The sequence below is a fragment of the Roseivirga sp. genome (assembly GCF_965216855.1).
GTDB lineage: Bacteria > Bacteroidota > Bacteroidia > Cytophagales > Cyclobacteriaceae > Roseivirga.
The window spans coordinates 4503396-4519044 of sequence record NZ_OZ244204.1; the positions used below are offsets into that span (position 1 = coordinate 4503396).

The following is a 15649-nucleotide window of genomic DNA, read 5'->3' on the forward strand; positions in this document are numbered from 1 at the left end:
ATGCGATGTTAACAAATGCTAAAAAATATTTGGCTGTTGGATGTTGCCTATTTCTGGTTAATTATCATGCTCTTAGGAAAGTGCAATGTAAAGCTGGTACCTGAAGGGGAGGTCTCCACAGAAAGCTGCCCTTTGTGAAGCCTCATAATTTGTCTTGACAAGGAAAGCCCAATGCCTGATCCTCCTTCCTTGGTAGAGTAGAAGGGGACGAAAATATTGTCGAGAATTTCTTCAGGAATACCTTCTCCATTGTCTTTAATCGTCACCAGAATTTCCTGATCCAACTCTTCCGTTTGCAGAGTGAGAGAAGGTTTGTCAAGTGACCTGATGGCTTCGATGGCATTTTTGATGAGATTGATTAAAACCTGCTCTATTAGGTCAGAATCGATGTTTATTTGGGTATCGGTTAAAATAGCACATATTTCTATGTTGTGCTTATCAGTGTCTGCCTTGAATAACTTTAGTGTATTATTAATCAGGGGTTTAATATTTTGGTTGTTAAGTTTAGGTTTAGGTATTTTAGTCAATTGATCATAAGTGGAAACAAAGTGTGCCAGTCCCTTGCTTCGGCTCTCAATCGTCTCTATACCACCCACTATATCTTCTACTGATTCCTGATCGAGTTTGGAAAGGTCGACTGAACCATCTTCTGATCTGAGCATTTGGAGAATCACCTCCGAGAGTGTAGAAATGGGAATGACTGAGTTCTTGATTTCATGGGTCAGTACCCTGATAAGTTTCTGCCAGGACTCAATCTCTTTAGCTTCCAGCTCACTCTTGATATCTTGGAATGATACAAGTTTATATTTCTGGTCTTGCAGTACGAACTCGGTGGCCAACATGGAAAGGTTGAAGATTTGGCCATTCAGGTTCACCTTAATCAGCTCTCTTTCTCCATTGCCCATCTTCATAATGACCCTGGCAATGGGTTCTGATATGGTTTCAATGTTCTTGATAGAACTGGCCTGTCGTTTACCGAATAATGATTTGGCGGCCTGATTGAACAGCTTTACTTTATACTCCTGATCGAAGCAGATAACCGCCACTCTTACATGCTCTACAATGGTTTGCAAGTAGAGAAGGTTAGAGGCTTTTTCGCGACTGAGCTCTTGCATAACCTGATTGATTTCATGGAATGCATAGTTAAGGTCGGACGTCTTTTTGAAATGATAAGTATTAGTGAAATCGCCTTGTTTGATGGCCAGAAGGAAATAAGCCAGTTCTCTGCGGGAGCGCTCAACATAGCGAATCAGGTTAATCAGCACAATGACCCAGGCCAATGAGAGCCAAAAGGAAACCAGCCAGAAATGTGTTGAGGTGAGCACATAAACCGCAGTATAACCAAGAGCTAGCAGGAGTATTATGCGTATGATGATATTCCACCTGAAGTACTTATACTCCATTATTTCGCGTTTTTATTCACATAGAATACCAGCAAACGAAGTTCAGTATCCAGCATATTGGCGCATCCCCAGCGGATACCAAAGTTGATGTTCATCAGGGAAGATTCCTCATAGGTATAAATAGAGGTGGCTGCTTTGTAGCCCATGAGTTCGGTTTCCAGGCTAATGGGGTCATTGGTGCCGAAAATGTACTTTTCTTTCTGATCACGTACATCAAAGAACATGTAGCAGTCTGTTTTGGCCAGCAGATACATGCGCACCGTGGTATTGTCTTCAATTCTCAAATGAGCCGAGACGGCATTGTCTATACCTTTTAAAGAGGAGCTATACTTGCCAAAGAAGACCCAGTCATTGGTTTCATCCTTCAACTGACTGTCTTTAATCATTTGAGCTACCTCATCGATATTACTTTCCTGAGCAGAGAGGCACAGGCTCAGGGTCAGAAGGAAAAAAGAAACAAAGAGCTTCATTGATGCTTTGTGAAGAAGGCTCTAAAATAGGGAGAAATGCTAAAATGAAAACTCAGGGAACAAAAAATTAGAGCTTGTACTTTTCCATTTTGCGATAGAGCGTACTACGACCCAATCCGAGGGCTTTGGCCGCCTTGGTCAGGTTGCCATCGGCATTTCTGATGGCATTCTGAATGGCCTGCTTCTCCATATCTTCCATGTTGAAAGAGTCTGTAGCGATTATATTCTGGTCTGGTCTTTCTACCAGCAAGAAGTCTTCAGGAGCCAATAAATGCGAATTTGACATGATAATGGCTCTTTCAATCGCATGTTGAAGCTCTCTCACATTTCCCGGCCATGAATAGGCTTTCAGTTTGGTCAGGGTAGTTTCATTCAGCCTCATTTTCTCCTTCTTGTATTTCTTGCCATACATTTTGAGGAAGTGACGGGCCAGTGGCTCAATGTCTTCAACGCGATCTCGCAAAGGGGGAAGCTTAATCTCAACTGTATTGATTCGGTAAAGTAAATCCTGACGAAACTCTTTGTCGGCCACCATTTCGTAAAGCGGCATGTTGGTAGCACAAACCAAACGGGTATCGAGTGGGAGGGCCTTGTTGGAACCTACACGGGTTACTTGCTTGAATTGAATGGTAGTTAACAGTTTGGCCTGCATGGAAAGAGACAGGTTGCCAATTTCATCGAGGAAGAGCGTACCCTTATTGGCCATTTCGAATCGGCCGGGACGGTTTTCCCTGGCATCAGTAAAGGCACCCTTCACATGGCCAAATAACTCTGATTCAAAGAGACTTTCGGTAATAGCACCCAAATCTACTTTGATGAAGTTCTCATCAACCCTGGGAGACTTATTATGGATGGCTCTGGCGATGAGTTCTTTACCGGTTCCGTTTTCACCCAGGATCAGGACATTAGCATCTGTTGCTGCTACCTTATCGATGGCATCGAAAACAGGCTTCATGGCCGAGCTGACCGAGATAATATCATTGAATTCCCTTTGCTGATCCTGAACCACTATTTTCTGGCTGGCTTTCACATCTTCCAGCTGTTTTCTGGTTTGACTGAGATCATAGATAGCCTTGACGGTAGCTAATAGCTTTTCCTTCTGCCAGGGCTTCACCAGAAAGTCGACAGCGCCTTCTTTCATGGCTTCAACAGCAATGTCTATATCGCCATAGGCCGTGTTCATGAGTACGTGAGCAGAAGGATCTTTCTCCAGTACTTTACGCAGCAGCTTGATGCCTTCCTTGCCACTGGTCAATCCGTAAGAGAAGTTCATGTCCAGAACAATGACATCGTACTTGTCCTGATTCAGCAGAAAGTCTAATTTGAGTGGATCCTTCTCTGTGACGACTGTTTCGAAATGTTGCTTCAAGATCATCTTGGCTGTGTAGAGTACACCTTGATCATCGTCAAGAACCAGGATTTTACCGTCAATTTTAGACATGCTTCAGGGGAATAGTGAGTTCGGGGGCGAATGTATAAATTGTGTCATTATGAGACAAGCAAACGTTTCAGATTGAGACGAAATAATTGATTAGCGGAGAGTAAGACTTTATAAGTGACTGAAAAATAGATAATTATAAAGATGGCACAAATGTGGCCTATTCCTGATCATGCTCAAACATTTATTACACATATCTCTTAGGCTTATGAAAAGAAATGCCTGCTTGAATGCTGTGATACTTTTGGGCCTTAGTTCAGGGCTAACTGCCTTTGCCTTGATTTTCTATTACTTCCAATTCCAAACCAGTTTTGATAAGTTTCATCCCCAGGCTGACCGTCTTTACAGGGTAGTCATGACCCGCTTTGTTAATGGCGAGAGGGTATCTGAAAGATCTGATACTTACCCCATGCTGGCTCCGGCATTAAATGAACAGATACCAGAGCTTTATGCTCAACAAATGATGTACTCTTTTAGGGGAGGAACTCTAATGGATTTTGGTCATTCAGGTGAATCGGAGTTGAGAGATGACCTGAAGGTTTTGAGTGTAGACCCCGGTTTTTTTGACCTCTTCTCCCTTGAATTGACTGTGGGAGGAACAAAGGAACTGACACAGCCCTTTACTGGCCTGATTTCTACACAACTGGCAGATCTTTACTTTCCAGATATAAATCCAGTAGGTCAAACCTGGACCGAGGACGATGGATCTACCTATCGGATTATCGGAGTTTTTAAGCCATGGGAAGAAAATTCACACCTGGATTTCGACCTAATTAAATCTTTCGAATCGATTGGGGCAAGGCATAATGCTGATTTACATAGAACTTCATGGTACTGGGATAGAATGAAGGTATATGTTCTTCTTAACAAGGATGTTAGTGAGGAAGGTATTGAGGAAAAGATTAAAGATATAATTGTCAGAAATAAGCCTGTCGAGGTGGAGACAGATCTTGAGGAATTTATCAGTCTTCAACCGGTTAATGAAATCAATCTGCATTCTGATTTTGAAACCAGTTCTTTTATAGCCAAAAAGAGTAACAGGGTGTATGGCCTCCTTCTGATCGGATCTGTTATCCTGATTATTGCCTGGATCAATTTCATCAATTTTAGCCTATCACTTGGATTTGAGCGCCTAAGAGCAATAGGAGTGCAGAAATCATTGGGGGCTGGGTTTAGCTATTTTGTCAAAAAGCAACTTACGGAATCGCTTATGGTTAATACCCTCGCTTTAGCGCTTGCGGTGAGCTTTTGGCAGATATTTAAGCCAGTTATTGATCGTTTGGCAGAAATAAATCCGACTTATCAGCCTGATGAGAAGTTCTATTTGGTTCTGATTGGGGTTTCCTTAATTGGAGTACTTCTGACGTTTATTGCTCCTGTCATTCAAAGCAGGCGAATCAGTATACTCCATGCGCTTAAAGGAAAGCTGGGTGATTCTAACTCAGGAACTCCGTTTATGAGGAAAGCTCTGGTGGTTTTCCAATGGGTGGTTTCCATTTCGCTGATTCTCTCTGTATTTGTTGTTCAAGATCAACTGGCTTTTTTAAATGAGGTGGAAAGAGGGGTTCGGACCGAAGGCATTCTAGTCTTTAAGGGACCAAGATTATTTGATTATGACCGTTTCTCGACCAATCCTGACATCATCAAGCATCAGTTGGAGTTGCTTCCCGGGGTGAATTCCGTGGCTTCCTCCTACGCAGTACCCGGAGATACTCCTTATGCTTATGAAATAAGAGAAGAAGGTAAGCCCTTCTCTGCCAACGTATTCATACCCGAGCATCAGGTCGATGCCAACTACATCAATGTTTATGATCACAGACTTTTGGCTGGTAGAAATTTTGATGCTTCAAGAATAGAAGATTCTTCAGCGGCCATTCTTAACGTTTCAGCAGTAAAGGCCTTATTTGGAGACATTGCCTTAGATGATGTGTTGGGCAAACGAATTACCAGTCCCGAATCAGAGTACATCCGAACAGTAATTGGTGTCATTGAAGACTACTATCATCAATCGCCAGAAGTAGCTCATTTCCCAATGAATTTTGTGTTTGACCCTGAAAGTCGTGGGTTTTATTCTGTTCATTATACCACGAATGACTTTCAGGCTCTTCTACAACAAATTGAGTCACTGTATGCAGAGCAATTTCCGGGAAATATATTCCACAGCTTTTTATTGAATGATTTTTATGCTGAATACCGGGAGACCGAGGAAAGGCTTTCATCCTTACTATCAGCTTTTGGTCTGATCGCCATTATACTTAGCATAGTAGGCGTTGTTGCTTTGACTTTGCTGGATTTAGGGAAGAGCATGAAAGACCTCAGTATCAGAAAGGTGCTGGGAGCCAGTATATCAAATCTGTTCTATAAAATAGGAATAAGTAGCGTGAAACGATATGTACTGGCTTGCATGATAGCCTTTCCATTGAGCTACTGGCTTATGCAGAATTGGTTGAAAGACTATGCTAATAGAATTCAAATGGACATTAAGTATATCGTACCGGCACTTTTACTACTGGTTATATTGGTAATTGTACTCTATGTGAGTTCCAGCAATGAACTCAGGAAGAATCCAACTGACTATTTAAAAGAGAAATAAAATGTTTAGAAACCACCTCAAAACAGCCATCAGGTTATTTGCCCGAAATAAGGTTTATTCCATCATTAACCTGGTGGGGCTCTCACTAGCCTTAATGATGTGTTTCTTTGCTTACCTGTATATTCAGGATGAGTATAGCTATGATCAGTTCCACAGCAACTCTGAGAGACTGTATCTCATCAACAGAGTTGACTATTCACAAGACAACATTGACAATACCAGAGCTGGAATGCTCACTACCAAAAACATTGAGGGCATTAGCAAATCGCCTGTGCTCAATCTTCCTTTTTTTGATGAGGTAGAGAGCTCTATTCCTGAAATAGAGAAGCTGGTAAGAATTGAGACGAACTACAGCAGTGTATTGAAAGAGGGTAAAAGCTCTTTTGAATACACCCAGTTCGTAGATGAGGATTTTTTCGATGTCATGGGCTTTGAATTTCTTTATGGTGACAGAAAAACAGCTTTAAGTGAATTGGGCTATGCGGTTGTATCAGAGGACTTTGCCATGAAGCAATTTGGTGAAGTCAATGTGGTTGGTCAAGAACTGCTTGTGGCTGGAGAGCCCAACAAGACTTATATCATTAAAGGAGTAATATCGTCCGCTCATAAGTCGGTGATTAATACCAATCTTTTAGTCAGAATTGAAAACTCCTACTATTTCAAGAACAACCAGGATAACAGAAGCTACAATGCAGTGAGCGCCTTTGTCTTGTTAAATGAGGCAAATCAGCCAGATGAAGCAGGTAAGAAGATCAGACAACTCGATGTAGACTACAGAGGCCCGGAACGAATGAATGCCCAAAGGGACATGCTCAAGTTGAATGAGGATAATCCCGTGGTTGACTATGAGCTCAAGGAAATTTCAGGTATTTACCTGGACCCGACCATTCCTTATGGCAGAAGCTCTTCTCCTGCTTATTCCCTGATTTTGGCAGGCATTGCCTTTATCATATTGATAATCGCCTGTATTAATTACCTGTCTATCTGTATAGCCTCCTCAGCCGGAAGAAGGTCGGAGATAGCGATCAGAAAGGTAGTGGGTGCTCGTGGACTTCACCTCAAAGGTCAGTTTTATGCTGAGTCATTAGTGCTCACTTTGCTGGCGGTATTAATGGGTTTTACCCTCACACAGGGCCTTATGCCGCTTTTCAATGAATTAGCAGGAAAGGAATTCGAACTGTCAGTAATGGCCAATGCTCAGCTACTGCTGTATGGATTGGCTTTTGGCTTGTTATTGACCTTATTGGCTGGTGGCCTGCCAGCGCAGATATTATCCCGATTTAAAGTGATTAGTGGACTGAAGGGCAAGGGAACGCACAGGATCAAGCCAGGGCTTATTCGTGGCATGGTGGTGTTTCAGTTTACTATTTGCCTTGTGTTCATTACCACAGGCCTGATGATGCGCAAGCAGTTCAACTACATCAGTAATAAGGACCTTGGGTTCGATAAGGAGCAGGTAGTGTACATTAATGGGGTGTGGGGTAAAACTCACCTGTTCAAAGAGGAATTAGCCAAATATCCTTCTATTGTCAATTCAGCAGGTAGTACCGGGGTTTTTGTAGGCTCCAGCAGCTTCGGTTCTACAGTTATTAATGGGGTACAGCATAGTGTTCGCTCTGTCAGAATGGATGAGGATCTGTTCAGTACGCTGGGGCTGGAACTAATTGACGTAGATGGCATACCGGGAATCGATATCGCTGATTTACCCGAAGATAAGGCCCTTTACAATGAGACTTACTACAATACGCTGAAGGAAGACACGGCCATGTTCCGACAAACTCTACCTCAGATTGCCGGTGTGGTGAAAGACTTCCACTTTGAGTCTCTACAACGTGAAATTCGCGATATCACTTTTAGAAAATCAACCACAGGTGGTCTGTCAACCCTTTTCGTAAAGATAGCACCCAATCAGACAGAAGATGGCCTTGCGGCCATTAGAGAGACCTATTTGAAGCTCACCGAAGAACCTCTGGAGGAAATAAGCTTTTTAGATAATTATCTAAACTCAAGGTATAAAGACAGCCAGCGTTGGCAAAAGATGGTCAATGTAGCTGCGGCTATTGGGGTATTGATTGCCTGTATTGGTTTGTTCGGTCTTACCGGAATAGGTATGGTCAATCAACTCAAGGAACTTTCAATCAGAAAGGTATTGGGAGCGGGGCACAAGGAAATCACCTACACGCTTAACAGGCAGTCTTTTCTGCTGATTGCTGTGTCTTCAGTGATATCCATTCCTATCTCATATTATCTCATGGAAAGCTGGTTAGGTAGTTTCGCCTATCACGTGAGCATTACGGCTGATCTCTTTGCCTTTGCAGTGGTGCTCTTAGTAGTCATCACACTGATTACCGTTACCTACCACTCCGTAAAAGTAATCCTGACCAATCCGGCTAACATACTCAGAAACGAATAAGAACATGCTAAAGAATTACTTCAAAACAACACTCAGATCATTCAGGAAGAACAAAAGTTTTGCCCTGATCAATATATTGGGCCTTTCTGTTGGGATCGCTGCCTCCATATTCATCTTACAATATGCCTTCTTTCACCTGAGCTTCGATCAGTTTCATGGACAATCAGATCGTATTTTCAGGGTAATGAATGAGCGATTCGAAGGTGATCAGTTGATTCAGAGAGGGCAGATTACCTATTCCGCAGTCGGTCCGCAAATGAAGGAAGACTTTCCCGAAATTGTCAATCAGACCACGCTCAACTTCTTCGTAGACAATGTTTTCGTTTATGATAATCATCCGGTAGAAATTCCATCTCTTTTCCTGGCTGAGCCTACCTTCTTCGAAATGTTCGACTTTGAACTACTGGCGGGAAGCGATGAGGATTTACTGGGTCAACCCAATCAGGTGGTATTCACCCGGTCTTATGCAGAGAAGGTATTTCAGACAACCGAAGGTAATTGGAATGATTACCTGGGTGAAATAGTAGAACTCGGTGCCTCACAAAGGGAATTCCAGTTGGTGGGTATCTTGGCAGATCCACCCAATCAATCGAGTTTACAGTTTGAAGCAATCCTTTCCCGTTCGACCCTCTTTACTCTGTGGGGCGAAAGTGCCAGGTTTGGCTGGCAAAGCTCAGACTACTTCCATTATGTGCAATTGGCAGATGGGGTAGACTACAAGGAGTTCCAAAAGAAATTCGATGCTTTCTCTGATCAGCATTTCAGAGGCGATGAGGTGACAGGCACCATTGAAAAATTCCACCTGCAACCACTTGAGGATGTACATTTGTACTCCGATTATGAGTATGAAAACCATCATACCTTTAATGGTAAAATGGTTTGGGTGCTGGTCATTATTGCGGTATTCATACTGGTAATGGCCTGGGTGAATTATGTGAACCTGACTACCTCCAGATCAATTCAAAGAGCCAAAGAAGTAGGGGTAAGGAAGGTAGTTGGCGCCACAAGAGTTCAGTTAATCAATCAATACCTGACGGAATCACTGGTGTTGAATCTGGTCGCCTTTGTGCTGGCCATCACCCTCGTACAAATTCTGCAATCGGAATTCAATAACCTGGTAGAAGAGCCATTAAGTCTGATCAGTTTTGCCTCGACCAGTCTGGGAGGAATTCCGCTGGCTGTATGGGCTGTTATAGTCGTACTGGTTGGTACGCTTTGTTCAGGACTCTACCCGGCTTTTGCATTATCGTCCTATAAGCCATCGCAGACACTAAAAGGAGAGTTCAGTACCAGTGCTCAGGGTAGAATTCTACGTAAGTCTCTGGTGACCTTCCAGTTTATTCTTTCCACTGCGCTGATTGCCGGTACTTACCTGGTTATGAAGCAGACCCAATACATGCAGAATCAGGACATAGGGGCCAATTTAGAGCAGGTAATAACGGTTGAAGGCCCTTCGCTGACTAACCTGGACACCACATTTGTTACACATATCCATGCTTTTATTAACCAACTGGAACAGAACCCAAGGATTCTCAAAGCTGGTGCTTCAGCCAATGTATTCGGAAGCCGTTTGCCGAGAGTATTCAACGTGAAGCGCCCTGGAGAAACAGATGGTCATATGCTCAACCGAATGAGTGCTAACTATGGCTTTCTCGATGTCTATGAGATCGAATTGCTGGCTGGAAGAAATTTCAGGCCGGGTGATCATAACAAAGACCCTCAGTTTATAGACAAGACTATTATTAATGAGAAGGCCGCCCGAATTCTTGGTTTTGCCAATGCTGAAGAAGCTCTGAACAAGAAAATACTGTTTTTTAATCAGGAATGGACTATTGTGGGAATTACGACTGATTTCCATCAGCGTTCACTGAAAGATGAGATTGAACCACTGATTCTGCTTCCTTTCTACGATGGTGGAGAAGATACCTATCACATCAGAGTCAGTACCGATGACCTGCCAGAAACCATGGCTTATATAGAAACTACCTTCGATGAGTTCTTCCCGGGAGATTTATTCGAGTATGGCTTTATGAATGATCGTTATGGTCAGCTCTATAAGTCTGATGTGCAGTTTGGAAAAGTATTCAACCTCTTTTCTCTACTCGCCATTTCAATTGCCTGTTTAGGTCTGTTCGGCCTGGTGGGTTATACCGCCATACAGCGGACCAAAGAAATTGGAATCAGAAAGGTTTTGGGGGCTTCTATTGCAGACATTCTGCAAATGCTCTCCAAGGAATTCCTGGTGCTGATTCTGTTGGCCAATGTCATTGGACTACCATTAATCTATCTGGCCGCACAATCATGGCTCAATGGCTATGCCTACCAGACTTCTATCGGTCTGTTCTTCTTTGCCCTTCCCGTGCTTATAGTGGCCATTATATCGGTCAGTATTATTGTCGTGCAAACCATGAAAGTGGCGCGCATTAACCCGGTCAATTCTTTAAGACAAGAATAAAAAACTCAACAACTCATGTTTACAAACAACTTACGTTTTGCCTTCAGACAGCTCAGAAAACAGAAACTTTTTAGTCTGATTAACATTACCGGTCTGGCTATGTCTATGATGGCCTGCCTGCTGATTTTTAACTACGTGAGCTTTGAAAAGAGCTTTGATCAGTTTCATACCGATGCAGATCAGGCTTATAGAATTTTCAGGGTCGAAGAAGGTGAAAGTTGGCAGGATGGTGTCGCCTCAGTATTTCCGGCCATGACCCCAATCATCAGAGACCGGGTGCCGGAAGTAGAAAGTGTTTCCAGGCTAATTGGCTATGATAAAATGTTTTCAAGCTTTGCGCTGACCCATTACAATACCGATGGCTCTGATAAGACATTCAATGTGTCGGAAGGCTATTATGTAGACAACAGCTTTCTGGATATCTACTCCCTAAACTGGCAGGCCGGAGGTGGACCTGAGTCATTAGCTTCACCGAATCAGATAGTCATATCTCAATCATATGCTGAAAGATTCTTTGATGGTGAATCTGCCTTAGGTAAAGTCCTTCAATTCAAAAACATGGGGCTTGAGTTTACCGTCAGTGGGGTATTTGAAGATGTGCCCGACAATTCGCACGTGCACTTCGATGTTTTACTTCCCATCTCATCTTTGCCTAAAGACTGGGAACTGGATCAAAACTTTGGTTGGGGTAACTTCTACACCTATTTGAAGCTGAACAAAGGAGCTGACTGGGAAGTGGTTCAACAGAAAGTCAATGATATCTTCATCGATGTAGAAGGAGCCTGGTTTGCAGAAGTAGGAATGACCTTTGGTCTTCAGCCGATGCCTTCTATTCACCTGGATTCCCATCACTCATTTGAAATAGAGGCCAACGGAGACAAAACCACCGTCAATTTCCTGGCCATCATTGGAGTGTTCATTATGCTGGTGGCATGGGTCAACTATATCAATCTGAGCACGGCCAAACTACTCGACAGGGCCAAAGAGGCAGGAGTCAGAAAGGTATTAGGTAGTTATAAAAAGCACCTGATCTTCCAGTTTCTGTATGAAACATCACTCATGAACCTGATGGCCATGGTGTTGTCCCTGACCTTATTGCAGGCCTTTTCAAGTTATTTCGGAAGCTTATTGGGGATTGCGGTAAACCCATTCAGTGCGGCCGAAATTCAAACCACCTTAGTGTTTGTCCTGGCGTTTACCCTGGGCTCAATCAGTTTTGGTCTATACCCTGCTTTTCTGTTCTCCAGACACAAGGTCTCCGAAGTGCTTAAGGGCAAGTCCAGAACCACCAAATCGAGTCTGCGCCTGAGAAGAGTGCTGACTGCTTTTCAGTATGCCATTGCCGTAATTCTGTTGATCGGTACCCTGGTTGTACAAAAGCAATTGAATTTTATGCAGGAACAATCTCTGGGACTCACGCTTGACAAGAGGCTGGTCATTAAGAAGCCTTTTACTGAAGAGGAGAACAGAGATGTAACTCGTTCCAGGTTCGAAAATATGGTCAGTCAGATACCCGGTGTTGAAAGAATATCTAAAACCACCGAAATACCGGGCCATGAAATTACAAGAAGAAGGTATATAGCCTTAGGTCCGGGAGAAGAAGACAAAGCCGAATACTGCAAAGATGTGGCAGTAGATGATCAGTTCTTCGATTTGTTCGACATAGAAGTACTTTACGGAAGGACTTTCAGACCTGACGGGTCAGATGAGAACAGTATTATCTTGAGCCTGAAAGCCGCACAGAATCTCTATGAAAAGGAAGATCCTAGTGAGCATGTAGGCAAGCGAATCTATTATGGTGCGGAGCCTTATACTCTAGTGGGTATTGTGGCCGATGTGAATCAAATGTCTCTGAGGGCTGATTCTGACCCGTTGATTTATACCAACCACGATCGGGTTAAGTATTATGCGGTAGAATTATCAGCCGGAGCCGGGACTAAGGAAATTGAAGCGTTATCAGCTGCCTTTTCATCCAGCTTTCCGGCAAGTCATTTCGATTACTTCTTCCTCGATGGCTATTTCGACAGGCAATATAAGGCTGACCGCCTGTTCGGGAAGATCTTCAAGCTCTTCTCCATGCTGGCGATAGTCATTACTTCGCTGGGATTATTTGGCCTGTCGTTGTACAATGTCACTCAGCGCGCTAAGGAAATGAGTATTCGTAAAGTGCTTGGTGCCAAAGTAGGACATGTCTTCTACCTGTTGACGAAAGAATATATAGTATTGCTCATTGTGGCCTCGCTGATCGCTATTCCGCTGGGCTATTATTTGTCGGAACAGTGGCTGAATGGTTTTGCGAACAAAGCTAATCCGTCATTTACGGTCTTTTCAGTGCCTGTAGCCATCATCTTATTGCTTACGGTCATTACGGTCAGTTACCAGGTAATGAAAGCCGTTTTGTCTAACCCGGCAGATACACTTCGCCATGAATAAGTCCTCAAAAACTCAAGATTATGTTTAAAAATCACCTTCAGGTTGCCTTACGGAATATGGCTAAGCGGAAATCGCTGGCCTTCATCAACATCTTCGGTTTGGGGATCAGTATCTGTGCTTTTCTGCTTATTCTGGACTTCATTGCTTTCCAGAAGAGTTATGATGACTTTCACACCAAAGGCGATCGTATCTACAGGCTGCAGTATGACAAGCAAAGTTCAGATCATCTGGATCAAAGTGCCGGTATTGCCGCTGGGGCCGCTCCGGATCTTAAGGCTGAATATCCTGAAATTGAGCAATTCTCTAAACTATGGGCTACCAATAGCCTGGTGAACCTCATCAGGTTCGATGATCAGTCTTTTATTTCTGAAGAGGTATTTTATGCCGATGAGCATTTCTTCCAGCTCTTTGATTTTGAACTGCTTTTCGGAGACCGGGAAAATGTACTATCAGAGCCGAATGCCATGGTGGTTACCCGCTCAATGGCTCAAAGGCTATTTAATACCACAGATGTCGTAGGTAAGGTGGTCGACTTTAGAAATGGGATGTCTGCAGGAGACACAAGAATTACAGGTGTGGTAGAAGATCTTCCGGCTAATTCCCATATTCAATTCGAAGTCTTGATGTCTTTTGAAACACTCATCAGCCAGTCAGGAGGAAGTGCGGCCTCATCCTATGGATGGAATGCTTTTCCGTCCTATCTCTTGCTCTCTGAGCATGCCGATGTAAAAGCATTGGAGGCAAAGTTGCCTGAGTTTGTAGAGTCGCACTATCAGGGTGTGATAGAGTCAGGTATTCAACCCAGTTTGCACCTGAGGCCTTTGAGAGATATTTACCTGCATTCAGATGTCAGGTTTGAAGTAGGAGCAACGGGTAACTATCAGATGGTGCAGGTATTGATCGTAGTATCTATCTTCATTTTGGGTCTGGCGTACTTCAATTACATCAACCTCACCACTTCATTAGCCTTGCAACGCTCAAGGGAAATTGGGGTAAGAAAAGTGGCTGGAGCCACAAAGCAACAACTCTTCCGTCAGTTTATGACTGAGTCGTTTGTGTTTAACTCGTTGAGCCTGCTACTCGGTTTTACGCTCATGCAGTTCAGCAAACCCTTTTTTCAGGATGTAATGGGCGTAGCAGGGACTGATACATTTTTTAGTGCTGAATTGATGCCTGTGATGCTGTCAGTGCTTGTTTTTGGTACGCTGATCTCCGGGATATATCCCGCATTGATTATGTCTAAAATCAATCTGGCGCAGGTTCTCAAGGGTAAATCATCAGGTTCTGCTAAAACTGGTTTACTGCACAAAAGCCTGATGGTGTTACAGTTTGTTATTCTGTGTTTCCTGCTCATTGGTAGTCTTGCGGTAAGAAGCCAGATTGACTATATGGTTCATGCCGATTGGGGCTTTAATTCGGAGCAGGTTTTGGTGGTTCAGGGGCCTGCAGCCGGCAATAATATTTCAGACCGTTTTGAGGGCTTTTTCAATCAGATTGAGGCCATTCCCGGAGTAGTTTCAGTGGCACACGGCACCAATATTCCGGGCAGAGAAAATACCTGGATTAATAATGGTGTCAGACGGGCTGGCGCTGATGTTACGGAAGGCAGGTCAATTCACTTCCTTGGTGTGAATGAGAAGTTTTTCAATACGCTCGATATTGGTTTGGTTGAAGGGCGTGATTTCAGGGTAGAGGGGAATGTAGATAGTACCAGTGTTATTTTAAGCCGATCAGCTATTAAGTCACTGGGTTTCAATTCGCCAGAAGAAGCCATTGGTCAAAACCTCGTGGGTATGACGCCCAGGTTAACCATAGTGGGAGTAGTTGATGACTATATGCAGGAATCATTTAAACAGAACTATAATCCAACAGGATACCTGTATGCACCCTGGGCCAACAATTACTTTATTATTCGTTACGATTCGCAAAATCCTTCTCAACTGGTTAATCAAGTGGAGACTGAGTTTCAGTCCAGCTTTCAGGTGAGCATACAGAATTACTTCTTCCTGGACGAGTTCTTTCAGCGTCAGTTTGAAGAGGACCAGAATTTTGCGAAAGTGTTCAACTTATTCACCCTATTGGGAATCTGGATTTCCTGCCTGGGGCTGATTGGGCTGACCTCGCTATCATTAGCGCAGCGTACAAAGGAAATTGGAATCAGGAAAGTGTTGGGAGCGAGTGTTTTCAGCTTGGTTTCCCTGTTCTCTGGTAAAATGATCTGGTTGAATGTTATAGCTGTAATTGTTTGTATTCCAGTGGCTTATTATGCGGTAACCAGTTGGTTGTCTAACTATACATTTGCTACATCTCTGGAGCTTTATGTATTTGTCATACCAGTGCTTGTTTTGGTAGGACTCACCCTGGCCACTACTTCCATACTATCTATCAGAAGCAGTCTTAAGAATCCGGTCAACTCTTTAAGACAAGACTAACACAAATGTTAA

8 protein-coding genes are annotated in these 15649 nt (G+C 43.4%); 5 read left to right on the forward strand and 3 right to left on the reverse strand.

All coding sequences use genetic code 11. The features are described from left to right. Positions 1-47 precede the first annotated feature (47 nt). The 3 genes from ACOOEY_RS19890 to ACOOEY_RS19900 form a co-directional block, all read right to left on the reverse strand. Positions 48-1403: a sensor histidine kinase gene (locus tag ACOOEY_RS19890; protein ID WP_420386480.1), complete on the reverse strand. Its 1356-nt coding sequence runs from the start codon at positions 1401-1403 to the stop codon at positions 48-50. After that, positions 1403-1873, reverse strand: a complete 471-nt coding sequence (locus tag ACOOEY_RS19895) for a hypothetical protein (RefSeq protein WP_420386481.1) — start codon at positions 1871-1873, stop codon at positions 1403-1405. Before ACOOEY_RS19895 ends, ACOOEY_RS19890 begins: the two co-directional genes overlap by 1 nt. Before the next feature lie 67 nt (positions 1874-1940). Then, complete coding sequence (locus tag ACOOEY_RS19900; RefSeq protein ID WP_420386482.1) at positions 1941-3314, reverse strand: sigma-54-dependent transcriptional regulator; 1374 nt, start codon at positions 3312-3314, stop codon at positions 1941-1943. A 205-nt stretch (positions 3315-3519) separates the two neighbouring features. Between ACOOEY_RS19900 and ACOOEY_RS19905 the strand changes: the two genes are divergently transcribed. Genes ACOOEY_RS19905 through ACOOEY_RS19925 form a run of 5 tightly spaced genes read left to right on the forward strand, consistent with a single transcriptional unit; the run spans position 3520 to position 15637 of the window. Further along, complete coding sequence (locus tag ACOOEY_RS19905) at positions 3520-5904, forward strand: ABC transporter permease (RefSeq protein WP_420386483.1); 2385 nt, start codon at positions 3520-3522, stop codon at positions 5902-5904. 1 nt (position 5905) lies between these two features. Beyond that, positions 5906-8317 carry an ABC transporter permease gene (locus ACOOEY_RS19910; RefSeq protein WP_420386484.1) on the forward strand — a complete coding sequence of 804 codons (2412 nt, stop codon included), beginning with the start codon at positions 5906-5908 and terminating at the stop codon, positions 8315-8317. Between the two features lie 4 nt (positions 8318-8321). Further along, positions 8322-10772: an ABC transporter permease gene (locus tag ACOOEY_RS19915; RefSeq protein WP_420386485.1), complete on the forward strand. Its 2451-nt coding sequence runs from the start codon at positions 8322-8324 to the stop codon at positions 10770-10772. A 15-nt stretch (positions 10773-10787) separates the two neighbouring features. Continuing rightward, positions 10788-13205, forward strand: a complete 2418-nt coding sequence (locus tag ACOOEY_RS19920) for an ABC transporter permease (protein WP_420386486.1) — start codon at positions 10788-10790, stop codon at positions 13203-13205. 20 nt (positions 13206-13225) lie between these two features. Then, positions 13226-15637 (forward strand): ABC transporter permease, encoded by a 2412-nt coding sequence (locus tag ACOOEY_RS19925; protein ID WP_420386487.1) that lies wholly within the window; start codon positions 13226-13228, stop codon positions 15635-15637. Positions 15638-15649 lie beyond the last annotated feature (12 nt).